General features: G+C 45.8%; 20 protein-coding genes and 1 pseudogene. 16 read left to right on the forward strand and 5 right to left on the reverse strand.

All coding sequences use genetic code 11. From position 1 onward, the window contains the following. Positions 1–15 precede the first annotated feature (15 nt). The 4 genes from AC0OMA_RS01730 to niaP all read left to right on the forward strand — a co-directional run bounded on the left by AC0OMA_RS01730 (position 16) and on the right by niaP (position 4917). Positions 16–789 carry a TerC family protein gene (locus AC0OMA_RS01730; protein WP_003246458.1) on the forward strand — a complete coding sequence of 258 codons (774 nt, stop codon included), beginning with the start codon at positions 16–18 and terminating at the stop codon, positions 787–789. An 83-nt stretch (positions 790–872) separates the two neighbouring features. Then, positions 873–2486 (forward strand): YceG family protein, encoded by a 1614-nt coding sequence (locus AC0OMA_RS01735; RefSeq protein WP_474222414.1) that lies wholly within the window; start codon positions 873–875, stop codon positions 2484–2486. Positions 2487–2501: 15 nt separating this feature from the next. Beyond that, entirely contained in the window at positions 2502–3593 is a 1092-nt protein-coding gene (locus AC0OMA_RS01740) for a toxic anion resistance protein (protein ID WP_003234715.1), read from the forward strand. Positions 3594–3714: 121 nt separating this feature from the next. Continuing rightward, complete coding sequence (gene niaP / locus AC0OMA_RS01745; protein ID WP_474221843.1) at positions 3715–4917, forward strand: niacin permease NiaP; 1203 nt, start codon at positions 3715–3717, stop codon at positions 4915–4917. Between the two features lie 286 nt (positions 4918–5203). Here niaP and AC0OMA_RS01750 read toward each other — a convergent pair whose 3' ends face one another. Together AC0OMA_RS01750 and AC0OMA_RS01755 are read right to left on the reverse strand one after the other, a co-directional pair. Then, positions 5204–6376: an MFS transporter gene (locus AC0OMA_RS01750; protein ID WP_474221844.1), complete on the reverse strand. Its 1173-nt coding sequence runs from the start codon at positions 6374–6376 to the stop codon at positions 5204–5206. A gap of 68 nt (positions 6377–6444) precedes the next feature. Next, positions 6445–6747 (reverse strand): ArsR/SmtB family transcription factor, encoded by a 303-nt coding sequence (locus AC0OMA_RS01755; protein ID WP_010886398.1) that lies wholly within the window; start codon positions 6745–6747, stop codon positions 6445–6447. Between the two features lie 289 nt (positions 6748–7036). Between AC0OMA_RS01755 and opuAA the strand changes: the two genes are divergently transcribed. Genes opuAA through opuAC form a run of 3 tightly spaced genes read left to right on the forward strand, consistent with a single transcriptional unit; the run spans position 7037 to position 10024 of the window. Continuing rightward, entirely contained in the window at positions 7037–8293 is a 1257-nt protein-coding gene (opuAA, locus tag AC0OMA_RS01760; protein WP_015382695.1) for a glycine/proline betaine ABC transporter ATP-binding protein OpuAA, read from the forward strand. 1 nt (position 8294) lies between these two features. Further along, positions 8295–9143, forward strand: coding sequence for a glycine/proline betaine ABC transporter permease subunit OpuAB (gene opuAB, locus AC0OMA_RS01765; protein WP_003234703.1), 849 nt, complete (start codon positions 8295–8297; stop codon positions 9141–9143). Continuing rightward, a complete protein-coding gene (gene opuAC, locus AC0OMA_RS01770; protein WP_015382696.1) occupies positions 9143–10024 on the forward strand; it encodes a glycine/proline betaine ABC transporter substrate-binding protein OpuAC in 882 nt (293 codons plus the stop codon). The genes opuAB and opuAC overlap by 1 nt, the downstream gene beginning before the upstream one ends. A gap of 37 nt (positions 10025–10061) precedes the next feature. Here the strand turns inward: opuAC and AC0OMA_RS01775 are convergent, their stop codons facing one another. Next, the gene (locus AC0OMA_RS01775) at positions 10062–11213 is read right to left on the reverse strand and encodes a M20 peptidase aminoacylase family protein (protein ID WP_474221845.1); all 1152 of its coding nucleotides are present in this window, start codon (positions 11211–11213) and stop codon (positions 10062–10064) included. A 149-nt stretch (positions 11214–11362) separates the two neighbouring features. Between AC0OMA_RS01775 and AC0OMA_RS01780 the strand changes: the two genes are divergently transcribed. The 5 genes and pseudogenes from AC0OMA_RS01780 to AC0OMA_RS01800 all read left to right on the forward strand — a co-directional run bounded on the left by AC0OMA_RS01780 (position 11363) and on the right by AC0OMA_RS01800 (position 18438). After that, positions 11363–12796: a YfcC family protein gene (locus AC0OMA_RS01780; protein ID WP_003246402.1), complete on the forward strand. Its 1434-nt coding sequence runs from the start codon at positions 11363–11365 to the stop codon at positions 12794–12796. A 115-nt stretch (positions 12797–12911) separates the two neighbouring features. Beyond that, positions 12912–13513 (forward strand): annotated as a pseudogene (locus AC0OMA_RS01785) (DUF6773 family protein). A gap of 147 nt (positions 13514–13660) precedes the next feature. Further along, a complete protein-coding gene (amyE, locus tag AC0OMA_RS01790; RefSeq protein ID WP_015382700.1) occupies positions 13661–15640 on the forward strand; it encodes an alpha-amylase in 1980 nt (659 codons plus the stop codon). A 175-nt stretch (positions 15641–15815) separates the two neighbouring features. Beyond that, entirely contained in the window at positions 15816–16781 is a 966-nt protein-coding gene (locus AC0OMA_RS01795) for an L-lactate dehydrogenase (RefSeq protein WP_015382701.1), read from the forward strand. Positions 16782–16812: 31 nt separating this feature from the next. Next, positions 16813–18438, forward strand: a complete 1626-nt coding sequence (locus tag AC0OMA_RS01800) for an L-lactate permease (RefSeq protein ID WP_322840112.1) — start codon at positions 16813–16815, stop codon at positions 18436–18438. A gap of 44 nt (positions 18439–18482) precedes the next feature. Here AC0OMA_RS01800 and bmr3 read toward each other — a convergent pair whose 3' ends face one another. Further along, positions 18483–20021, reverse strand: a complete 1539-nt coding sequence (gene bmr3 / locus AC0OMA_RS01805) for a multidrug efflux MFS transporter Bmr3 (RefSeq protein ID WP_474221846.1) — start codon at positions 20019–20021, stop codon at positions 18483–18485. A gap of 112 nt (positions 20022–20133) precedes the next feature. Between bmr3 and AC0OMA_RS01810 the strand changes: the two genes are divergently transcribed. The 3 genes from AC0OMA_RS01810 (at position 20134) to AC0OMA_RS01820 (ending at position 22132) form a co-directional block, all read left to right on the forward strand. Further along, positions 20134–20598 carry a MarR family transcriptional regulator gene (locus AC0OMA_RS01810; protein ID WP_003246360.1) on the forward strand — a complete coding sequence of 155 codons (465 nt, stop codon included), beginning with the start codon at positions 20134–20136 and terminating at the stop codon, positions 20596–20598. A gap of 73 nt (positions 20599–20671) precedes the next feature. Beyond that, positions 20672–21301 carry a LysE family translocator gene (locus AC0OMA_RS01815; protein ID WP_003246469.1) on the forward strand — a complete coding sequence of 210 codons (630 nt, stop codon included), beginning with the start codon at positions 20672–20674 and terminating at the stop codon, positions 21299–21301. A 69-nt stretch (positions 21302–21370) separates the two neighbouring features. Further along, a complete protein-coding gene (locus tag AC0OMA_RS01820) occupies positions 21371–22132 on the forward strand; it encodes a YqcI/YcgG family protein (RefSeq protein ID WP_322840110.1) in 762 nt (253 codons plus the stop codon). Between the two features lie 4 nt (positions 22133–22136). Here AC0OMA_RS01820 and AC0OMA_RS01825 read toward each other — a convergent pair whose 3' ends face one another. Further along, entirely contained in the window at positions 22137–23477 is a 1341-nt protein-coding gene (locus AC0OMA_RS01825; RefSeq protein WP_063336022.1) for an amino acid permease, read from the reverse strand. A 129-nt stretch (positions 23478–23606) separates the two neighbouring features. On the opposite strand from AC0OMA_RS01825, the gene AC0OMA_RS01830 reads away from it, so the two are divergent. Next, positions 23607–24203 (forward strand): DUF1989 domain-containing protein, encoded by a 597-nt coding sequence (locus tag AC0OMA_RS01830; protein ID WP_003246345.1) that lies wholly within the window; start codon positions 23607–23609, stop codon positions 24201–24203. The last annotated feature ends 70 nt before the right edge of the window (positions 24204–24273 follow it).

Below are 24273 nucleotides of genomic sequence, written 5' to 3' on the forward strand. Positions count from 1 at the left end.
ATAGGAGGAAAAAACTTGGACTTTTTACATCATATTTTGTCTACGTATGCTTCATTTTTCGATTGGAAAATGTGGGGGGAAGTTCTGACTGATCCTGTTTCCTGGGGTTTAATCGGTTCCCTTGTTGTTCTGGAAGGCCTTTTATCGGCCGATAACGCGCTTGTTCTTGCGGTCATGGTTAAACACCTGCCGGAAAAACAGCGGAAAAAAGCGTTAACATATGGTTTGTTTGGAGCTTATATTTTCAGGTTTATTTTCATCGGGCTCGGTATGCTTCTCATTAAATTCTGGTGGATCAAGGTGCTTGGCGCGCTTTACCTGGCTTGGCTCGTCATTAAGCACTTCTGGATAGGCGAAAAAGAAGAGGAAGCGGACGGCATGAAGAAAAACTCTTGGATGGTCCGCACGTTCGGGATCTTCTGGGCGACTGTCATTTCAGTAGAATTAATGGATCTTGCCTTCTCTGTGGACAGCATCCTGGCCGCGTTTGCAGTATCTGAAAAAGTATGGGTGCTTCTGATCGGCGGTATGCTTGGTATTTTAATGATGCGTACAGTGGCAAAAGTGTTCCTTGTGCTGATTGATAAAATTCCTGAGCTGGAAAACACAGCATTCGTCTTAATCGGCATTATCGCGCTGAAAATGGCGGGGAGCGCTTTCCATTACGAAATGCCGCACTCCGTATTCTTCATCATCATTATCGCTGCATTTGCGGTAACATTGATTATTCACTACATCAATAAACAAAAGCAGGTGCGCGAACAAACAGCCGCTTCAAAAGAAGAATAAAACAAAACAAGGAGGGAGGTTCAATGTCCTTCCTTTTTTGTTACCGAAATATCGTTCAATGACAAACCGGAAAGGAGGATATGATGAGACAAGAAGAACTAACCATTCATAAAGCACTTCCGGCTGATGGCGATTGGAAAAGCCTGCTGTTTCAGCCATTGCCGGAGCGGGATCACTATGAAACTGCACAAGGCCTTTCTTTTTCTCGTCTTGCCGGTCAGATATTGGGCACGCCTATTGATGAGACGGACTACTATAACGAGCTGTATGAGCTGTCTGTAAACGACCGCATAACGATTTTGAGTGAAACGCTTGATAAAACAATCGAACCGGAAACATTTCAAAAGCTTCAGCATATTCATTCCATCAATCAGAAAGAAAAAGGGCTGTCAGTCAGCCGCTTTGTTGCCTTTCTGGACGGGGAAAAGCTGATTGCGAAGCACTCAAATCCCTTGATGCACCGCCATTTAAGAAAAGCGCTGATGACGCTTTTACATACCTTTGCGGACAGTCATGAAAAGGGGTTGAATCATCCTGATTTTCGCAGAGTGCTGCTTGATGTCTCGAAGTTTTCCTTAAACCACCTGAATCCTTGGCTGGAAAAAACCGATATAGAGCGGGAGATGCCGAAGGTTGTTTGGTATGGAGATGCGACGAAAAGCCAGCTCTATTTCTTATATTTTCTGATGCTAGTCGGCTGTGATGTACTACTGTTCCATCCGGCGGGAACGGATCAGCTGGCGCTTGTCGACCCGAAGCAGGAGCTCGGTTTTACGGAAAAGCTCCCGGATGTTTCGGAGCTTCAGCCGTTTCCGAAAGAAAAACCAGACCGGAAATCAACAGTGGCTTACCGCTCAACAAAGGAAATTGAACATGTGCTGAATCACGAGGAATCTTTGCTGTATAAGCCGTGGCAGTTCAGAGATCACACACCGGTGTCCGTTACGCTGAAAACGACCTATGATGAATTGTTTTTAATCACGAAAGAACGCGCCTTTATTCGGCCGAATTTCAAAGCAGATAAACATTCAATTGAGATTCCGAATGTATTCGCCAAAATTATGGGCGTGTCGAAAGACAATAAGGAATATTGGAACAGGCTTCATACTCTAGCGGATTATCAGGAAACAGAAATGGTAAGAAGCTTTCCATTTACAGAAGAAATAAAGTCGAACTATCAATTTCACTACAGCCACGCACTTGATCAAGAAGGGAACATTGATCCGGACAAGCTGATGGCAAGCAATGTGTGGCAGTACAAACAGCTGCCGGCGGGCGTTCAGACTGCCATTGCCAAAACGATTTCGAGAATGTGCAGGCACCCGCGGCTTAAGGCTTTGCATCAGGAACAAGTCAAGGATGTTCAAATCTATTTGTTTAAACAAACAACAAACCTGCCTGCTAATCTGCTGAAATTGATTCAAATGTTCGACTATGCGCAAACCGTTCCGAAACTCGTTTTATATCATACGGAAATGAGCGGCGGACTCACGCGATCGGATGCTGCCGCCCTGCTGTTCCTGAATGAAATCGGAATCGATATCATCACTTATAATCCGCCCGGACACCAAGATATTGAGCAGTTTATTGAAGAGGACCAGTATGATATCCACTGGCTGGACGACATGGTGTTTCAGCAGGACTACAAAGAGCCTTCGCTTGTAAAAAGGCTCTTCAGAACCATTACCCAAAAATAAGGAGAGAAGAAAAGCATGACAACAGAAAATCAAAATCCGCTTGTTCTCGATAAAAATGAAGAGATTTCCCAGCAAAAAGCTGACGATATTCGTCTTCAGCTCCGTCAGGAACCAGAAGTAAAGCGGCTTGCTCAACAAATTGACGTCAAAAACCAAATGGAGCTGCTTGAGTATGGCAAGGAGCCGGCCGTTGAAATATCCAAGTTCTCTGACCGCATCTTGGGGATGATGAAAACAACAAGCGTGACAGACTCCGGCACAATGCTGACTCAGCTTGGGAAAATCATGGACCGCTTCGACAAAAATGATTTTGATGAGCCAAAGGGATTAATGGCGAAAATTTTCAAACGCGGCGGCAGCATGATTGAAAAAATCTTTAAAAAGTATCAGACACTTGGCGGAGAGATTGAAAAAATCCACGTTGAGATTTCAAAATACAAAGATGAGATGACGAAGACGAACTACACGCTCGATGAAATGTATGAAAACAATATCAAATACTATATGGAGCTTGAAAAATACGTCGTTGCCGGCCAGATGAAACTGGAAGAGATGCAGTCGATCCTTCCTTCATATGAGGAAAAAGCGGCAAGCGGGAACCAGCTGGCGCAAATGCAGCTCGATACGTTGCGCAACGGCATTCAGGCGCTTGAGGAACGGGTGTATGATCTGGACATGGCACGGATGGTGGCGCTTCAAACCGCACCTCAAATCCGTCTCCTGCAGCGAGGAAATGCAAAGCTGATCGGGAAAATCAACTCCGCGTTTATCATTACCATTCCGATTTTCAAAAACGGCATTATTCAGGCTGTTACGGTAAAGCGGCAAAAGCTTGTGGCTGATTCCATGAGCGAGCTTGACCGCCGGACAAACGAGATGCTGAAACGAAATGCTGAAAACATCTCGAGCCAAAGTGTTGAAATTGCCAGAATGGCCGGCAGACCGAGCATAGATATTGAAACGATCGAATCGTCTTGGAACACGATTGTCAGCGGCATGCAGGAAACAAAACAAATCGAGGAAGAAAACAAACGCCTCCGCGAAGACGGCGCGAGACGAATTGCACAGCTTCAGGATAATATTAAAAAAGCAGCATTGCAGCAATAATAAAAACCCCGCTTGTGGAACATAAGCGGGGTTTTTCAATTACATCATTTAGTTAATGACAATGTGTAAAGACAGGTGTAAACTTAAACGGTAATCATTTTGCATATCAGAGGTGTTGGCAATGGGAAAACAACAGCCTATATCCCAGCGTAAACTGCTGGGCGTCGCCGGTTTGGGGTGGCTGTTTGATGCAATGGATGTCGGAATATTATCGTTTATTATCGCCGCGCTCCATGTAGAGTGGAATCTGTCGCCCGAGGAAATGAAATGGATTGGAAGCGTCAATTCCATCGGCATGGCTGCGGGTGCGTTTTTGTTTGGTTTGCTTGCTGATCGAATTGGCCGCAAAAAAGTGTTTATCATTACCCTTTTATGCTTTTCCATCGGAAGCGGCATTTCTGCTTTTGTGACGAGCTTATCGGCATTTCTAATCCTTCGTTTCGTGATTGGTATGGGACTTGGCGGCGAGCTTCCAGTCGCTTCAACACTCGTTTCGGAAGCGGTTGTGCCTGAAAAGCGGGGCAGAGTGATTGTGCTTTTGGAAAGCTTTTGGGCCGTGGGCTGGCTCGCAGCGGCCTTGATTTCTTACTTTGTGATACCAAGTTTCGGCTGGCAGGCTGCCCTGCTGTTAACTGCGCTGACTGCTTTTTATGCGCTGTACCTGCGGACGAGTCTGCCTGATTCGCCGAAATATGAATCGCTTTCTGCCAAAAAGAGGTCGGTGTGGGAGAATGTAAAAAGCGTCTGGGCAAGACAGTATATACGGCCGACCGTAATGCTGTCGATCGTTTGGTTCTGTGTGGTGTTTTCTTATTACGGCATGTTCTTATGGCTGCCGAGTGTCATGCTGCTGAAAGGCTTCAGCATGATTCAAAGCTTTGAATATGTCCTGCTGATGACGCTTGCTCAGCTACCGGGCTATTTCTCTGCCGCCTGGCTGATTGAAAAAGCAGGCCGGAAGTGGATACTCGTCATTTACTTGATTGGTACAGCAGGAAGCGCCTATTTCTTCGGAACGGCGGATTCCTTAAGTCTTCTGCTTACGGCTGGAATGCTGTTATCGTTTTTTAATCTCGGTGCGTGGGGCGTGCTGTATGCTTATACCCCGGAGCAATACCCGACTGCGATTCGAGCAACAGGTTCAGGAACGACAGCAGCGTTTGGAAGAATCGGCGGCATCTTCGGGCCTTTGCTCGTCGGAACCCTGGCAGCCCGTCATATTTCGTTTTCGATCATCTTTTCAATCTTTTGCATTGCAATCTTACTCGCGGTTGCTTGTATTTTGATTATGGGGAAAGAAACGAAACAAACTGAGCTGGAATAGGAAAAGCACCTCTTGAAAGAGGTGCTTTCAGCGTGTCGACAAACCCTCGCATTCGGTGTCAGGACTGCGCTTCGGTGCTCAATGCGAAGTGGATCAACGGCTAAATTCTCAGGCGTCCTGCCTAAACGCCGTCGTCATCACATCCTGTGAATGTCCGCTCCTATGCTCGTCCTTCCTAGACTTCAAGGGTTTTCAATCACGCTGAAAAGATGACAAAATCCTAAAATGAAAACCATTTTAGGATTTTGTCAACAATCTGAGGCACCTCTTGAATGAGGTGCTTTTTTTACAATTGCGCCCGGGCTGCGGATTGGCGTTTCCCGGTTTTACTGATTGTCTGGTAGAGCGTCATAGAAAGTATGAACAGAATGGCAGTAAATCCTGTGACAGCTCCGAAATGCTGTGTGCTTTGATATAAAAAACCTGCAATACTTGTACCGACAGTGGTTCCGGCATACATAGCGGCATTGGAAAGGGAAGCGATGGTTCCTCGCGCATTTGGTGCAATGGATTGAAAGACACCCATCATTAACGGAAAGATGATGCCAGCTGTAAAGAACGTGAGAAAAAAGCCGGCTTCTACTAAAAACAAGTTTGGAAAGAACGGAAGAGCGAAATAGAGAGCGCACATTAGCAGCATCCCGCTGATCAGTGTTTTAAACATGCCCAGCTTTTCTGAAACCCGGCTGCCGATAAGGCTCCCGAGCATATTTCCCAGTCCGAGTACAAGCATAGCTGCGCCAATTTGTGACACGGTTAAATGATAATCTGCGGAAAGCCAAGTACCCAGAAAGCTGAACGAAGCGAAGTTTCCGGTTTGAAACAGAAAATAGGCAAGCAGAATAACCGATGTTTTCGGCAATGAAAAAAGCTCCCGATAGGGGTTTACAATTGATGGGCGTATCAATTGTTCAGAAGGCCGGATATCAGGCATGACCGCCGCCAGGAGCAATAGAAGAATGAGCGAGCACGCTGACAAAACGAAAAATGGCGTATGCCATGTAAAGGAAGCGAGAAACCCTCCAATAGGAAGTCCGAGCATTTGTGAAGCGGCCAAACCTGCTGTCGCAATCCCCATGCCTTTTATGATCTGAGAAGGGTGGACAATGACTGGGATGGACGCCCAAATTTGAGGCGTCACAAACGCAGCGCTAACGCCTGCGGCAAAACGGAACAGGCACATGGCGGCAAAAGAATGAGCGATACCGCATAAAAACGTGGATACGATAAAGCCTGCAAGTCCCCACAGCATGACTGTTTTCCTGTTCAGCCGGTCTGAGATTGGGCCTGCAATGAAAGCGAAGAGCGCATAACCGAGTGCATAAGCACTGACCATCCAGCCTGACAAATCAGTAGAAACATGAAACTGATCCTGTAAAAGGGGGAGAAGCGGCGAAAGCAAAAAGGTATCCGTGCCAATGACAAACATGACACTGAAGAAAAGCCAAATGCGATTCAAATTTTATCACTCCTATTGTTTTATAACTTTGAAACTATGAAACAGATATGTATAGAGAAAACCCTTTGTTAGAGGGTTTCCAAAAAGCCAGGCAGGTAAGTTTGAAATGTGTCTTCACGCAGACTGACGTATTTTGTCCGCGAATCTTTCCGAGTTGCCGTCAATCCCGCTTCACGCAGCGTTTTAAAATGATAAGATGCCGTGGTTTTGACAATATTGCACTTTTCACCTACTTCACCGCAGCTGAGTTCTTTTCCGCTGACATAAAGCGTACGAATAATGGCAAGCCTTGATTCATCAGACAGTGCTTTGAAAATTTGCGCTCTGATTTGATCATCTGATTGTTTCATAGTCATGAAACTATAATACATAATGGGTGTTGAAAAAGCAACTTATTTTTCCAGTAAAGGAGCAGGAAGTCATAAGAGGAAGGAGGAATTCAATTCCAATAAAAGCGTTTTCAACTAAAGATAGGCGAAAAATCACCCGTAAAATACAATCATATAGGAGGATTACAGAGCATTTAGAAGCATAAATAAGATTATGTGGTCACATGGATGTTTATAAAGAAATGGTACAGAATAAAAGAGAATATGCTGTTTGTGCGGGGAGTTACATAAATGTTACGGTAATAAAGATTGCTTAATATGGAGGGAAAATATGAGTGTAGATGAGAAACCAATTAAGATAAAAGTCGAGAAAGTCTCTAAGATTTTTGGAAAACAAACAAAGAAGGCAGTTCAAATGCTTGCCAACGGAAAGACAAAAAAAGAGATCCTGAAAGCAACCGGATCAACCGTTGGGGTTAATCAGGCAGATTTTGAAGTATATGATGGTGAGATATTTGTCATCATGGGTCTATCAGGGAGCGGTAAATCAACTTTAGTACGGATGTTAAACCGGCTTATTGAACCGACTGCCGGAAGTATTTACATTGATGGTGACATGATAACAAATATGTCAAAAGACCAGCTCCGGGAAGTCCGCCGGAAAAAAATCAGCATGGTCTTCCAAAAGTTCGCTCTGTTCCCGCACAGAACGATACTTGAAAACACAGAATACGGACTGGAGCTTCAAGGCGTAGACAAACAAGAGCGGGAGCAAAAAGCGCTTGAGTCTCTTAAGCTCGTCGGGCTCGAAGGATTTGAACATCAATATCCTGACCAGCTCTCCGGCGGGATGCAGCAGCGTGTCGGCCTTGCCCGCGCGTTGACGAATGATCCTGACATCCTTCTGATGGACGAAGCGTTCAGTGCGCTTGATCCATTGATTCGTAAAGATATGCAGGATGAGCTCCTTGATCTTCACGATAATGTTGGAAAAACAATTATCTTTATTACGCACGACTTGGATGAAGCGTTGCGGATCGGCGACAGAATTGTCCTAATGAAGGACGGTAACATCGTTCAGATTGGCACGCCTGAAGAAATCTTGATGAATCCATCTAACGAATATGTTGCAAAATTCGTCGAGGATGTTGATTTGTCTAAAGTCCTCACAGCAGGCCACATTATGAAACGCGCTGAAACAGTGCGGATTGATAAAGGGCCTCGCGTAGCATTGACGCTGATGAAAAACCTTGGAATTTCTTCGATTTACGCAGTGGATAAACAAAAGAAATTGTTAGGTGTTATCTATGCGTCTGATGCGAAAAAAGCGGCTGAGTCTGATTTGTCACTTCAAGACATCTTGAATACAGAATTTACGACTGTACCAGAGAATACGTATCTGACAGAGATTTTTGACGTTGTGTCTGACGCGAATATTCCAATTGCGGTTGTAGATGAGAAGCAAAGAATGAAAGGGATTGTCGTAAGAGGCGCGCTGATTGGCGCACTTGCCGGCAATAACGAGTATATCAATGCTGAAGGCACTGACGGACAAACTCAAGATCCTTCTGCACAGGAGGTGAAGTAAGATGGATAGACTGCCTAGAATACCTTTAGCAGATATCATTGACCGTTTTGTTGACTGGATTACGATGACGTTTGGCGGATTCTTCGACGGAATTGCAAACGGATTGGCCGCTTTTGTAAATGGAATTGTCACTGGTCTTGGATTTATTCCATCTATTTTGTTAACGATTATTTTCGCCGCACTTGCGTGGTGGATCAGTACAAGGGGAATTGCGTTATTTACATTGATTGGATTCCTCCTGATCGATTATTTAGGATATTGGGACCCAATGCTGCAAACATTGGCGCTTGTTTTGACATCTGTGATTATTTCGATTGTGGTCGGAGTTCCGATCGGAATTTGGGCGTCCCAGAAAGAAACGGTTCGCCGTATTGTAACGCCAATTCTTGATTTAATGCAGACAATGCCTGCTTTCGTATATCTATTGCCGGCGATTTTCTTCTTTAACATCGGTGTTGTGCCGGGTGTTGTTGCATCTGTTATCTTCGCGATGCCGCCGACAATCCGCATGACTGTTCTCGGTATTAAACAAGTGCCGGCGGATCTGATTGAAGCGACTGAGGCATTCGGTTCTACAACAGCTCAGCGTTTGTTTAAAGTTCAGCTGCCGCTTGCGACAAAAACCATTTTGGCCGGAATTAACCAAAGCATCATGCTTGCGTTATCAATGGTTGTTATCGCCGCAATGGTCGGTGCACCGGGACTTGGTTCTGAAGTATACAGTGCCGTTACACAGCTGAAAACCGGGGTCGGAGTAGAGGCCGGTATCGCCATCGTTATCGTTGCCATTACCCTGGACCGTATTACTCAAAATATTAAAGTGAAGAAGAAAAGCAGGGGGAATGCCTGATGCTTAAAAAAATCATCGGCATCGGCGTTTCCGCCATGCTGGCGCTCTCACTTGCGGCCTGCGGTTCAGAAAACGATGAAAATGCATCCGCAGCAGAACAGGTGAATAAGACCATCATCGGGATTGACCCCGGTTCAGGGATTATGTCCCTGACTGACAAAGCGATGAAGGATTATGACCTGAATGACTGGACATTGATTTCAGCGTCAAGTGCTGCGATGACCGCTACACTTAAAAAGTCATACGACCGTAAGAAACCGATTATCATTACAGGATGGACACCGCACTGGATGTTCTCCAGATATAAGCTGAAATATCTCGATGATCCGAAACAATCTTATGGCAGCGCAGAGGAAATCCATACGATCACACGCAAAGGCTTCAGCAAAGAACAGCCGAATGCCGCAAAGCTTCTGAGCCAGTTTAAATGGACGCAAGACGAAATGGGCGAAATCATGATCAAGGTGGAAGAAGGCGAGAAACCTTCCAAAGTTGCTGCTGAGTACGTCAATAAACACAAGGATCAGATTGCCGAATGGACAAAAGGCGTTCAAAAGGTGAAGGGAGACAAAATCAACCTTGCCTATGTTGCGTGGGACAGTGAGATTGCAAGTACAAACGTCATAGGCAAAGTCTTAGAAGACTTGGGCTATGAGGTAACACTTACTCAGGTAGAGGCTGGGCCGATGTGGACTGCAATTGCGACGGGAAGTGCGGATGCATCCCTTTCCGCATGGCTGCCGAATACCCATAAAGCATACGCCGCTAAATATAAAGGCAAATATGATGATATTGGCACCAGTATGACTGGTGTGAAGATGGGGCTTGTTGTTCCTCAATATATGAAAAATGTCAACTCAATTGAAGATTTGAAGAAGTAATCAAAAAAGCAGCCTGTGTCAGGCTGCTTTTTTTGCGTTATTTTACGTAAGCGGCAGCGGGTGAATCAGCCTTTTGAAAAGTTTTTAATACGGCATTCGCTAAAATGTGAATGCCGTTGAACATCGCATTTCTGTCAAAGGTCATGTGCGGATGATGGAGCCCCGGCTGGAGCCCGCAGCCTAGTCCGAGCATCGTTGTTTTCAGATTCGGCACCTTCACGGCGTAAAAATGAAAATCCTCGCCGCCGGTGGTGACAAGCGGGTCATCAAGCCCCTCAGCCCCGATGATATCTGTAATGGCTTCTGCCATGATCGCTTCAGCTTCTTTGTTTTGTGTTGCTGCAGGAAGGCTGTGTTCTTTTTGCAGCTCGATTTTTGCGCCGAATGCAGCGGCGGCCGCTTCACAGGCTCTTTCTGTTTCGGCGATTAACGCCTCCATGGCTTCATTGGTCTGTGCGCGCAAATCAAGGCTGAACGATGCTTTTCCTGGAATGATGTTAGAGCTTTCACCGCCGGCTTGAAGTTTTGTCATTTTGACGGTATGCGGGATTTGCGGGTCAATATGAATGAGTCCGAGCTTATGTACAAGAAATGCCGCAATTTCAATGCTGTTTTTCCCGAGGTGCGGACGGGCGCCATGAGCCTCTTCCCCGATGATCGTTCCCTCAATGTGCTGGCTTGATCCGTGCAGAATAGACGGAGCGCAGCGGCCGTTCTGTGTTTCCTGAATCGGACGGACGTGAACGCCGTACAAATAGTCGACATCATCAAGCACGCCTTCTTCTATCATTTTCAAGGCGCCGCCGCCTTTTTCTTCTGCCGGCTGAAAGATAAAACGGATTGTGCCCTTCGAAAGCTCAGGTTGTTTTTTGAGCAGCATTAACGTGCCCAATGCCATTGTCATATGTGAATCGTGTCCGCAGGAATGGTTGGCGCGAAATGTGCCGTTAACCTCCTGCCACAGCGCGTCAATATCAGCGCGTACCGCTACAACAGGTGAGCCTGAGCCGATTTCGCCGACAACCCCGGTGCAGTCTGAAAACGTGCGCGTCCGGCACCCTAAATCCTCAAGCTTTTGTTTCAAAAATGAAGTTGTTTCATATTCCTTCCAGCTGACTTCAGGGTTCGCGTGCAGATGCTCGAAGATATCCATAAGGGTTTGTTTCATGTCTTCTGAAAGCTTTTGCATGGTAAGAAATACCTCCTTCTATCAGAATGAATTTTTACCTTCTTTACTTTATTTATATTGAAACAGGAAGATAGGCTGTATATAATATAGCACATATTGCTACTTTTCAGAATAATTAATATTTTCAAACAGAGGGGATGGATCGAAATATGAGTATGCCAGCAGCCGAAACACAGCCTAAGAAAAAACGTATGACATTTAAAATGCCTGACGCCTATGTCCTCTTATTTATGATTGCTTTCATTTGCGCAATCGCTTCATATATTGTGCCGGCAGGTGAATTTGACCGCGTGACAAAGGGGGATGTCACGACCGCTGTTCCAGGAAGCTATCATTCAATTGAACAGTCTCCGGTCAGCTTGATCAGCTTTTTTACTTCTCTACAGGATGGAATGGTTGGATCAGCACCCATCATCTTTCTGATCTTATTCACAGGCGGCACCATTGCTATTCTAGAAAAAACGGGTGCCATCAATGGCCTGATTTACAATGTCATCAGCAAATTCCGCACAAAGCAATTATTATTTATTTGTATTGTCGGCGCGTTGTTCTCCATTCTCGGAACCACCGGGATTGTCGTGAATTCAGTTATCGGTTTTATCCCCATCGGCCTCATTGTGGCACGATCCTTAAAATGGGACGCAGTCGCGGGAGCCGCTGTTATTTACATCGGCTGCTACGCTGGATTTAACTCCACCATATTGTCACCGTCACCGCTCGGTTTATCACAATCAATCGCGGAGCTCCCTCTTTTTTCTGGAATCGGCCTGCGAGTTGTGATATACATATGCTTTTTGCTGTCTTCTATTATTTATATCTATTTGTATACGAGAAAATTAAAAAAATCAAAAGATGCCAGCGTGTTAGGAACAGATTGGTTCCCTGCGGCAGGAATGGGCGAAGCCGGTAAAGAAGAAGATCAGTCAGTGCCGTTTACCGTTCGCCATAAGCTGATTTTAGCTGTGGCGGGACTCTCACTTGTCGGATTTTTATACGGCGCTTTGAAGCTTGGCTGGTCAGATTCCCAAATGGCTGCGACATTTATTTTTATTTCTGTCCTTGCCGGTTTAATAGGCGGGCTTGCGGCGAACGATATTGCCAAAACCTTCATTACGGGCTGCCAAAGCCTTGTATACGGGGCGCTGATTGTCGGGATGGCACGAAGCATTTCCGTTATCCTTGAAAATGGAAAGCTCCTCGATACTGTCGTCAATGCTTTGGCTTCACTTTTGGACGGATTCAGCCCGATTGCCGGGGCAATCGGCATGTATATCGCCAGTGCGCTGCTTCATTTTCTCATCTCTTCAGGGTCTGGCGAAGCCGTTGTATTTATTCCAATCCTGGCGCCGCTCGCTGATTTGATGGGAATCACGAGACAGGTTGCAGTGGAGGCAGTTATGCTTGGAGAAGGGGTCGTCAACTGTGTGAACCCGACATCCGGCGTTCTCATGGCAGTGCTTGCCGCCAGCGGTATTCCGTATGTCAAGTGGCTGCGGTTTATGGTGCCGCTTGCTCTGATTTGGTTCTTGATCGGGCTTGTCTTTATCGTGATCGGCGTCATGATCAATTGGGGGCCGTTTTAACGATTACTGCCCGCCGGCTTGTACGGCGGGCTTTTGAGTTATTCATTGCAGAAGCGCAGGCTGTTATTGTAACATGTAAGCCATAAGCCATTCGTAAAAGTGCGGGAGGAAGGTCATGAATAATCTGCGTAATAGACTTTCAGGCGTGAATGGGAAAAATAAGAGAGTAAAAGAAAAAGAACAAAAAATCTGGTCGGAGATTGGGATGATAGCGGGAGCATTTGCGCTGCTTGATGTGATCATCCGCGGCATTATGTTTGAATTTCCGTTTAAAGAATGGGCTGCAAGCCTTGTGTTTTTGTTCATCATTATCTTATATTACTGCATCAGGGCTGCGGCATCCGGAATGCTCATGCCGAGAATAGACACCAAAGAAGAACTGCAAAAACGGGTGAAGCAGCAGCGAATAGAATCAATTGCGGTCGCCTTTGCGGTAGTGGTGCTTACGATGTACGACAGGGGGATTCCCCATACATTCTTCGCTTGGCTGAAAATGATTCTTCTTTTTATCGTCTGCGGCGGCGTTCTGTTTCTGCTTCGGTATGTGATTGTGAAGCTGGCTTACAGAAGAGCGGTAAAAGAAGAAATAAAAAAGAAATCATCTTGAAAAATAGATGGTTTCTTTTTTTGTTTGGAAAGCGAGGGAAGCGTTCACAGTTTCGGGCAGCTTTTTTTATAGGAACATTGATTTGTATTCACTCTGCCAAGTTGTTTTGATAGAGTGATTGTGATAATTTAAAATGTAAGCGTTAACAAAATTCTCCAGTCTTCACATCAGTTTGAAAGGAGGAAGCGGAAGAATGAAGTAAGAGGGATTTTTGACTCCGAAGTAAGTCTTCAAAAATCAAATAAGGAGTGTCAAGAATGTTTGCAAAACGATTCAAAACCTCTTTACTGCCGTTATTCGCTGGATTTTTATTGCTGTTTCATTTGGTTCTGGCAGGACCAACGGCTGCGAATGCTGAAACGGCTAACAAATCAAATGAGCTTACAGCGCCATCGATCAAAAGCGGAACCATTCTTCATGCTTGGAATTGGTCGTTTAATACGTTAAAACACAATATGAAGGATATTCATGATGCAGGATATACAGCCATTCAGACGTCTCCGATTAACCAAGTAAAGGAAGGGAACCAAGGAAATAAAAGCATGTCGAACTGGTACTGGCTCTATCAGCCGACATCGTACCAAATTGGCAACCGTTACTTAGGAACTGAACAAGAATTTAAAGAAATGTGTGCAGCCGCTGAAGAATATGGCATAAAGGTCATTGTTGACGCGGTCATCAATCATACCACCAGTGACTATGCCGCGATTTCCAATGAGATTAAGAGTATTCCAAACTGGACACATGGAAACACACAAATTAAAAACTGGTCTGATCGATGGGATGTCACGCAGAATTCATTGCTCGGGCTGTATGACTGGAATACACAAAATACACAAGTACAGTCCTATTTGAAACGTTTCTTAGAAAGAGCATTGAATGACGGGGCAGACGGTTTTCGATTTGATGCCGCCAAACATATAGAGCTTCCGGATGATGGGAGTTACGGCAGTCAATTTTGGCCGAATATCACAAATACATCTGCAGAGTTCCAATACGGAGAAATCCTGCAGGATAGTGCCTCAAGAGATGCTGCCTATGCGAATTATATGAATGTGACAGCGTCTAACTATGGGCATTCCATAAGGTCCGCTTTAAAGAATCGTAATCTGGGCGTGTCGAATATCTCCCACTATGCATCAGATGTGTCTGCGGACAAGCTAGTGACATGGGTAGAGTCGCATGATACGTATGCCAATGATGATGAAGAGTCGACATGGATGAGCGATGATGATATCCGTTTAGGCTGGGCGGTGATAGCTTCTCGTTCAGGCAGTACGCCTCTTTTCTTTTCTAGACCTGAGGGAGGCGGAAATGGTGTGAGATTCCCGGGGAAAAGCCAAATAGGCGATCGCGGGAGTGCTTTATTTGAAGATCAGGCTATCACTGCGGTCAATAGATTTCACAATGTGATGGCTGGACAGCCTGAGGAACTCTCGAACCCGAATGGAAACAACCAGATATTTATGAATCAGCGCGGCTCACATGGCGTTGTGCTGGCAAATACAGGTTCTTCCTCTGTTTCTATCAATACGCCAACAAAATTGCCTAATGGCAGGTATGATAATAAAGCTGGGGCGGGTTCATTTCAAGTGAACGATGGTAAACTGACAGGCACGATCAATGCCAGATCTGTGGCTGTGCTTTATCCTGATGATATTGCAAAAGCGCCTCATGTTTTCCTTGAGAATTACAAAACAGGTGTAACACATTCTTTCAATGATCAACTGACGATTACCTTGCGTGCAGATGCGAATACAACAAAAGCCGTTTATCAAATCAATAATGGACCAGAGACAGCGTTTAAGGATGGAGATCAATTCACAATCGGAAAAGGAGATCCATTTGGCAAAACATACACCATCATATTAAAAGGAACGAACAGTGATGGGGTAACGAAGACCGAGGAATACAGCTTTGTTAAAAGAGATCCAGCTTCGGCCAAAACCATCGGCTATCAAAATCCGAATCATTGGAGCCAAGTAAATGCTTATATCTATAAACATGATGGGGGCCGGGCAATTGAATTGACCGGATCTTGGCCTGGAAAACCAATGACTAAAAATGCAGATGGAATTTACACGCTGACGCTGCCCGCGGACACGGATACAACCAACGCCAAAGTGATTTTTAATAATGGCAGCGCCCAAGTGCCCGGTCAGAATCAGCCTGGCTTTGATTATGTGCAAAATGGTTTATATAATGACTCGGGCTTAAGCGGTTCTCTTCCTCATTGAGGGCAATGCTAGACGGGACTTACCGAAAGAAACCATCAATGATGGTTTCTTTTTTGTTCATAAATCAGACAAAACTTTTCTCTTGCAAAAGTTTGTGAAATGTTGCACAATATAAATGTGAAATACTTCACAAACAAAAGACATCAAAGAGAAACATACCCTGGAAGGATGATTAATGATGAACAAACAAGTAAATAAAGTAGCTTTAATCGGAGCGGGTTTTGTTGGAAGCAGTTATGCATTTGCGTTAATTAACCAAGGGATCACAGATGAGCTTGTGGTCATTGATGTAAATAAAGAAAAAGCAATGGGCGATGTGATGGATTTAAACCACGGAAAGGCGTTTGCGCCACAACCGGTCAAAACATCTTACGGAACATATGAAGACTGCAAGGATGCTGATATTGTCTGCATTTGCGCCGGAGCAAACCAAAAACCTGGTGAGACACGCCTTGAATTAGTAGAAAAGAACTTGAAGATTTTCAAAGGCATCGTCAGTGAAGTCATGGCGAGCGGATTTGACGGCATTTTCTTAATCGCGACAAATCCGGTTGATATCCTGACTTACGCTACATGGAAATTCAGCGGCCTGCCAAAAGAGCGGGTGATCGGAAGTGGCACAACACTTGATTCTGCGAGATTCCGTTTCATGCTGAGCGAATACTTTGGCGCAGCGCCTCAAAACGTGCACGCGCATATTATCGGAGAGCACGGCGACACAGAGCTTCCTGTTTGGAGCCGCGCGAATGTCGGCGGTGTGCCGGTCAGTGAACTCGTTGAGAAAAACGATGCGTACAAACAAGAGGAGCTGGACCAAATTGTAGATGATGTGAAAAACGCAGCTTACCATATCATTGAGAAAAAAGGCGCGACTTATTATGGAGTTGCGATGAGTCTTGCTCGCATTACAAAAGCCATTCTTCATAATGAAAACAGCATATTAACTGTCAGCACATATGTGGACGGGCAATACGGTGCAGATGACGTGTACATCGGTGTGCCGGCTGTCGTGAACCGCGGAGGGATCGCAGGTATCACTGAGCTGAACTTAAATGAGAAAGAAAAAGAACAGTTTCTTCACAGCGCCGGTGTCCTTAAAAACATTTTAAAACCTCATTTTGCAGAACAAAAAGTCAACTAACCGCAACTTTAGAGTAAAGGGCTGATTGTCAATGTGGGAGCAGTTGTATGATCCGTTTGGAAACGAGTATGTGAGCGCACTTGTGGCGCTCACTCCGATTCTCTTTTTTCTTTTGGCTTTAACTGTTTTGAAAATGAAAGGCATTCTTGCGGCATTTCTTACCCTAGCCGTCAGTTTCTTCGTCTCCGTTTTGGCATTTCATATGCCGGTTGAAAAAGCGATTTCTTCTGTTTTGTTAGGAATCGGGAGCGGGCTGTGGCCCATTGGCTACATCGTCCTGATGGCGGTGTGGCTTTATAAAATCGCAGTGAAAACCGGGAAATTTACCATTATTCGGTCCAGCATTGCCGGCATTTCGCCTGATTCACGATTACAGCTATTATTAATTGGTTTTTGTTTTAACGCGTTTTTAGAAGGCGCGGCCGGTTTTGGTGTTCCGATTGCGATTAGTGCGGCGCTGCTCGTCGAACTTGGTTTTAAACCGTTAAAAGCGGCGGCGCTCTGCTTGATTGCAAACGCCGCCTCCGGAGCCTTTGGGGCGATCGGGATTCCTGTCATCACAGGGGCGCAGATTGGTGATTTGTCTGCTCTTGAGCTGTCACGGACATTAATGTGGACACTGCCGATGATCTCATTTTTAATACCATTCCTGCTTGTATTCTTATTAGACCGAATGAAAGGAATCAAACAGACATGGCCCGCTCTTCTGGTTGTGAGCGGTGGGTATACAGCGGTTCAGACACTGACAATGGCGGTGCTCGGGCCGGAATTAGCAAACATTTTGGCGGCCCTATTCAGCATGGGCGGGCTTGCCCTCTTCCTCCGCAAATGGCAGCCGAAAGAGATTTACCGCGAGGAAGGGGCCGGCGATGCTGGTGAGAAAAAGGCATACCGTGCCGCTGATATTGCGAAAGCGTGGTCTCCTTTCTACATTTTAACTGCGGCGATCACCATCTGGAGCCTTCCTGCCTTCAAAGCGCTTTTCCAAGAAGGCGGACTGTTATATCAATCAACGCTCCTGTTCAAAATGCCTTTTCTGCATCAGCAAATTATGAAAATGCCGCCGATCGCGCCATCTGCCATGCCGTTAGATGCAGTCTTTAAAGTTGATCTGCTGTCAGCGACTGGTACAGCGATTTTAGCGGCGGTCATCGTGACAGGGCTGTTCAGCAAAAAGTTCTCCTCCCGGGATGCCTTTGCTTCCCTGAAGGAGACAGGAAAAGAGCTGTGGGTGCCGATTATGACGATCTGCTTCGTGATGGGTTTTGCCAATCTGGCCAACTTCGCAGGGCTCAGCTCTTCAATTGGGTTAGCATTGGCGAAAACAGGAGACCTGTTCCCGTTTGTCAGTCCTGTTCTCGGCTGGATTGGCGTGTTTATCACAGGTTCTGTTGTCAGCAATAACGCTTTGTTTGGCCATTTGCAGGTTGTCACCGGAGCGCAGATCGGTGCGGGTTCAGACTTGCTGTTAGCCGCAAATACGGCGGGCGGTGTCATGGCGAAACTTGTTTCTCCTCAATCTATCGCCATCGCTGCCGCAGCGGTCGGCCAAACAGGCAAGGAATCTAAACTGTTTAAAAGGACAGTGGCGTATAGCCTGATTCTGTTATTGATCATTTGTATATGGACGTTTATTCTTGCAAGATTAGGAGTGTAATAGAAAAAAGCAGTACATGCTCAGCATGTACTGCTTTTTTTATGTTAATTTGCTTTCTTTGTCATTTCGGCTGTTGTTTTCACTCTGGCTTTTCCCATAAACAAAATGGTAACCGCCGCGAGGACAATTGGAATCAAAGCGAGCAAAAAGACATACGTAATACTTGATGACATCGCGTCAATAATGCGATTCAGGATCGCATCAGGAATCTGGGAACGTGTTCCCGCTTGGAATATCTCCTGCGGGTCGCCAATATTTTGCGCAGCGCCTGATCCCGCTGAGCCTTTCATACCGCTGAAGGAGTCGGTCAGCTTGTTCGTGAATACGTTTGTTTGCACCGTTCCGAAAATGGTGACGCCTAAGGTCATGCCAAATGATCGCAAAAATGAATTTGTAGAGTTTGCTGTTCCCCGAAAGCGAGGTTCAAGATCATTCATCGATGCCGCCGGCAGCAGGGAGAAGTTAAAGCCTACACCAAAGCCTGAAATCATCATAAAGACTGTCAGCCATACCCGTGCTGTGTCAGGCGTCATATTGGAAAGAAGCAGCATGCCGATAAAGAAAGCTATAACAGATATCAGCATCAAATTGCGGAAGCTTGCCTTCGTTTGGAAGATTCCGCCGATCATGCTTCCGATGACTGATCCAATCATCATCGGCGTCAGAATGAAGCCCGCGCTTGTCGCCGAGCTGCCGTAGACCGCCTGAACGAAAATCGGAATAAATACCGCTAAAATAATAAATGTTCCGCCATACAGAAAAGCGAGAATCTGCGCTGTGGCAAACAAGCGGTTCTTAAACATCCAGAAAGAAATAATCGGCTCTTCTGCTTTTCTCTCCACAATAAAAAAGGCAATGAAGAAAACGGCGAATACAATAAACAGCCCAATGATCTGAATGGAGTTCCAATCGAATGTTTTGCCGCCAAGCTCAAGGGCGAACATCAGGCATACAATGGATACGACTAAGGTAATTGCGCCGCCCCAGTCTATTTTCTGCTTTCTGTGCTCCAGAGATTCTTTGTAGTAGCGAATAATGAAAAACAATGACAATGCGCCGATCGGTACATTGATGTAAAACACCCAGTGCCAGCTGATCGAATCTGTTATGATCGCGCCTAAGAGCGGACCAAGAACACTGGATAATCCAAATACAGCACCGAACATGCCGGACATTTTTCCGCGTTTTTCCGGCGGAAACAAATCAAAGATAATGGTAAAGGCAATCGGCAGGAGCGCGCCGCCTCCTATCCCTTGAATGGCCCGGAAGATGATCAGCTGATTCATCGTCTGGGCAATCCCGCATAAAGCCGAGCCGATTAAGAAAAAAATAAGTCCAAACAGGAAAAACCGTTTTCGGCCGTACATATCGGAAAGCTTGCCGTAAATCGGCATGCCAGCCATAACCGCCACCATATAGGATGCCGTCACCCAGGCAAATTTATCGAAGCTTCCAAGATCGGCTACGATATTGCCCATCGCGGTGGCAACAATCGTATTGTCCATTGCAGACATCAAGATGCCCAGCAGGAGACCGAGGACCACAAATTTGGTGGAAGCCTGTTTTGCTGTTGTTGTGTCCATTTGTTCTACCTCCTCTTACTTTTCTATGTAAGTTCTGATATCATGATAATAGTTTGATTGTTGAATATCTCGATTATCAAGATAAACTCGATTTTATAGGGAGGACTGTCAGTTGTCAACAAGAAATTCCAGAAGTGAGTTGGAAAAGACTGCTGTTCAGCTTTTTCGAAAACTGGGCACAAGAACGGTTCTGTTTCATCAGGCAGCCGCTCAAGCTCTCGGTCTGTTTCCCACCGATTTGAAATCAGCTGACATTTTAAATGAAGCAGGGCCGATGACGGCCGGAGAGCTGGGAAAAAAAACCGGCCTCAGCACGGGTTCCGTCACGGCGCTTGTTGACCGGCTGGAAAAAGCGGGGTATGTGGCTCGTGAAAAGGACCCGAACGATCGCAGGAGAGTCGTAATCGTCCCTTTGACTGCTTCGAAAAAACATATAAAGGATTTGTTCCGTCCTCTGTCTGAGTCGACGATGGATTTGTGCCGCGAATATACGGAGGAGGAGCTGGAACTCATTTTCAGTTTTGTCGGCAAAGCCGCCGATATTATGGAGGAAGAGCTTGAACGTCTGAAACAGTAAGTGAATTTGTGCATAGCTTGGCCCGTTCCCGAATAAATTGTACAAGTTACATAAGAGAAGGGAGTACGGGCCGGTGAACATTTTTTTGAGCTATATTGTGCTAGGACTGTCCTTGTCTGCGCCTGTGGGGCCAGTGAATGCGGCGCAAATAGACAAAGGAATTAAAAACGGTTTTTGGCATGCATGGATTTTCGGTTTAGGCGCCATGACAGCGGATGGGCTGTACATGCTTTTTATCTATTTCGGGCTGTCACAGTTCTTGACTGCTCCATTTGTGAAAACGTTTTTGTGGCTGTTCGGCTTTTTTGTCCTGACCTATACCGGAATTGAAACGCTGAAAAACGTCAGAGAACCGATGGATGTGCGAAGCTCGCGGGGGAAACCGTCATACAGGAAAACATTCGCATCGGGTTTTCTCATTTCATTGTCAAACCCATTGAGCATCCTTTTTTGGCTTGGAATTTACGGAAGCATTCTTGCGAAAACAGCAGAGGCCTACAATATGAATCAGCTTCTAATCTATAGCTCCGGCATCATGATCGGCATTTTAATCTGGGATTTCTGCATGGCTATCACAGCCAGTACGTTCAGAAACCTGCTTCATGAAAAGCTATTGAGAGGATTGACCGGAATCGCCGGTGTATCCCTCCTCGTGTTTGGCTTTTACTTTGGTTATCAGGGCATCAAACAGTTATTGGGCTGATTCATGAAGGACAGTCACCTGCCGCTTCCAGTTTTAATATAGTATTCAGATGATACTGGAGGTGGATCAATGGTGAATGGGATTTACACCAAAAGTTTTCTGGAACGTATTCAGGAAGAGCTTCCTGAATGGCAAAGAATCGCTTTTGAGCTGCTGGCAGAAACGCTGGCGGACGACGCGGATACGTTTCCGTGCATTCCCGGACGCCAGGCGTTTCTGACTGATCAGCTTCGGATTGCTTTTGCCGGAGATCCGCGGGAAAACCGTACAGCGGAGGACCTGGCTCCGTTGCTTGCGGAGTACGGCAAGATATCGCGGGACACGGGAAAATACGCATCCCTCGTTGTGTTGTTTGATACACCGGAAGATTTGGCGGAGCATTATTCGATTGAAGCGTATGAAGAGCTGTTTTGGCGCTTTTTAAATAGACTGAGTCATCAAGACGAAAAAGAATGGCCGGAAGACATTCCGGCCGATCCCGAGCATTATAAATGGGAGTTTTGTTTTGACGGCGAGCCGTATTTCATTCTGTGCGCTACACCGGGGCACGAGGCAAGAAGAAGCCGGAGCTTTCCTTTTTTTATGGTCACGTTTCAGCCAAGGTGGGTGTTTGAGGACCTAAATGGATCAACTGCATTTGGCCGTAACATGAGCAGGCTGATCCGATCTCGTTTAGAGGCCTATGATCAGGCTCCGATTCACCCGCAATTAGGCTGGTACGGAGGAAAGGATAATCGTGAATGGAAGCAGTATTTCCTCCGTGATGACGAAAAACAGGTATCGAAGTGCCCGTTTTCTTATTTAAAGAACATGTTCAACAAAATGAAATAAATAATCAAGGACTGGCAGGGCGATCTTTATGACCCTGCTTTTTTTGATAGATCATGGTTACAATGGCGATGATCACGAGAAAACCTATGCTGACGAAAAAACCGGGCCGGCTTGATTTTTCAAACAATGTACCGGACACAGCTGCAGCAATCAGAACCATCGCTAAATAAATTTGCGTTTTTCCCATGCCCTCGGGATCAGTCAGCTTTTTGCTGGAGAACAGGATAAACAGCCAAGTGTATAAAAGCATAAGCCCCGCAGCTGTTGTCATATGCTCATAAATGTTTTTAGGCAGCACTAACGACAGAATAATGGAGAGAACAAGCCCCGCAAACGTCAGCCCAAGTGCCGGCCAGCATATTTTTTTGCCTTCCTTTAGAGTAAAGCATTTCGGCGCGTCGCCGTCATCAGCCATTGTACAAAGCAATGTCGTAACGGCAAAAAGCGAAGCGACAAGGGTCGAGAACCCGGCGATGATGAAAATCCCGTTAAATATATCAAGGATGATCTCAAGGTTATATCCTTTTAATGACGTAATGAACGGACTGTCCTGTTCAGTAAACGCGTGTAACGGAACCAAAAGCAGAGCAAGCCCGATTGAAATGATATAAATAATCGCCAGCGTCGCCAGCATCAGTTTCCCTGATTTAGACGCTTCCTCAGGTTTTTTTAAGTGAACCGCCATCAACCCCATGACCTCAATTCCGCCAAAAGCGTAAAACGCATAGATTAAACCTGTCCACAGCCCCATGGCGCCGTATGGGAAAAGCTCTCTCGTCTTATTTGGAACATGTATGCCATGATTCCCGCCGGACAGGATACCGCATAATGCCAGGATGGCAATGACAATAAACATAAAAATAGCAGCTGTTTTAATGACTGCCAGCACGTTTTCTGTTTTTTCAAAGACGGACAGGCCGGTGAAAATAATAAGGAGCCCCAGTACCGCGTAGATTGAGGCAAACACCCATAGCGGCACTTGAGGAAACCAATGCTTCGTAAATAGCGAAATGGCTGTCAGCTGGCTTCCGGTAATCAGCATTTCTGATGACCAGTACACCCAGCCGTTGCTGAAGCCTGCCCATTTGCCGAATGCTTTTCGGGCATACGCACAAAACGAACCTTTCTCCGGCTGCTTCGCCGACAGCTTGGCGAGCTGTTCAAAGACAAAATACGTACCGATCCCTGCGATCAGAAATGAAAGGAGAACGGAAAAACCGCTTTTTACAATAGCGATGCTGGAACCGAGAAAGAAGCCTGTTCCAATCGTGCAGCCGACTCCGATCAGTGACAGCTGCCACCAAGCCAGATTCCCTTTTGGCTGGTCTTTTTTTGTTTGGCTCATTATTTATTCAACCCCTTTTATCTAAGGTTAGATTGTGATCTGTCCGAAGCTTATATACATCGGATTTTTGCCTCTTTTTACATGGAGAAGGAAGCGGACGCTCATACTAATGAAAAAAGGAGCAAACCAATGACACAGCAATATATTGTGGAGCCGAAAAAAGGGCTTGGACTGAAGCTGAAAAAGGGGCAGATTTTAAAGGTGGTTGATGTAGAAGGGCAGCAGGTGGCTGATTTTGTCGCATACCATGCCAAGGATTTTTATGAACATCTTGATCAGGGAGCGACGATAGATGCCAATCACTCCATTCATGTGAAGGTCAACGACCATCTCTACTCCAACCTGTATAAGCCGATGTTAACCCTGATTGAAGATACGGTCGGCAAGCATGATCTGCTGCTGCCCGCCTGCCGTCCTGATATGAACAGGCTCTTATATGGGAAGCAAAAGGATGAGTTTCAGGATACGTGCTATGACAATATGAACCGTGCGCTTGAGCAGTTTGGCGTACCGAAGCCTCACATGCATTACCCATTTGCGATTTTTATGAATACTGTCCTTGATGAGAAAGGGAATCTGTCTGTGGAAACGCCGCTTTCGAATGCCGGAGATTATGTAAGGCTCAGGGCGGAGATGGATTTAATTGTCGCGTTTTCTTCCTGCCCGATTGAAAAAGGGAAATGCAATGGCGACAGTGTGACATCCATACGGGTTGAAGTCAGCTGATCTCTCTTGTTCACTGTGAATGAAGACCTGTGCTATATTTAATAGGGATACATAACAGTCATGATTCATT

This window comes from Bacillus sp. AMCV2 (assembly GCF_056033925.1).

Coding starts and splice junctions, on each gene's coding strand:
- AC0OMA_RS01800 (WP_322840112.1), top strand. CDS start 16,813: ATGTGGGAGCAGTTGTATGATCCGTTTGGAAACGAGTATGTGAGCGCA.
- AC0OMA_RS01740 (WP_003234715.1), top strand. CDS start 2,502: ATGACAACAGAAAATCAAAATCCGCTTGTTCTCGATAAAAATGAAGAG.
- amyE (WP_015382700.1), top strand. CDS start 13,661: ATGTTTGCAAAACGATTCAAAACCTCTTTACTGCCGTTATTCGCTGGA.
- AC0OMA_RS01780 (WP_003246402.1), top strand. CDS start 11,363: ATGAGTATGCCAGCAGCCGAAACACAGCCTAAGAAAAAACGTATGACA.
- niaP (WP_474221843.1), top strand. CDS start 3,715: ATGGGAAAACAACAGCCTATATCCCAGCGTAAACTGCTGGGCGTCGCC.
- AC0OMA_RS01795 (WP_015382701.1), top strand. CDS start 15,816: ATGATGAACAAACAAGTAAATAAAGTAGCTTTAATCGGAGCGGGTTTT.
- AC0OMA_RS01825 (WP_063336022.1), bottom strand. CDS start 23,477: ATGAGCCAAACAAAAAAAGACCAGCCAAAAGGGAATCTGGCTTGGTGG.
- AC0OMA_RS01755 (WP_010886398.1), bottom strand. CDS start 6,747: ATGTATTATAGTTTCATGACTATGAAACAATCAGATGATCAAATCAGA.
- opuAB (WP_003234703.1), top strand. CDS start 8,295: ATGGATAGACTGCCTAGAATACCTTTAGCAGATATCATTGACCGTTTT.
- opuAC (WP_015382696.1), top strand. CDS start 9,143: ATGCTTAAAAAAATCATCGGCATCGGCGTTTCCGCCATGCTGGCGCTC.
- AC0OMA_RS01775 (WP_474221845.1), bottom strand. CDS start 11,213: ATGCAAAAGCTTTCAGAAGACATGAAACAAACCCTTATGGATATCTTC.
- AC0OMA_RS01830 (WP_003246345.1), top strand. CDS start 23,607: ATGACACAGCAATATATTGTGGAGCCGAAAAAAGGGCTTGGACTGAAG.
- AC0OMA_RS01735 (WP_474222414.1), top strand. CDS start 873: ATGAGACAAGAAGAACTAACCATTCATAAAGCACTTCCGGCTGATGGC.
- opuAA (WP_015382695.1), top strand. CDS start 7,037: ATGAGTGTAGATGAGAAACCAATTAAGATAAAAGTCGAGAAAGTCTCT.
- bmr3 (WP_474221846.1), bottom strand. CDS start 20,021: ATGGACACAACAACAGCAAAACAGGCTTCCACCAAATTTGTGGTCCTC.
- AC0OMA_RS01820 (WP_322840110.1), top strand. CDS start 21,371: ATGGTGAATGGGATTTACACCAAAAGTTTTCTGGAACGTATTCAGGAA.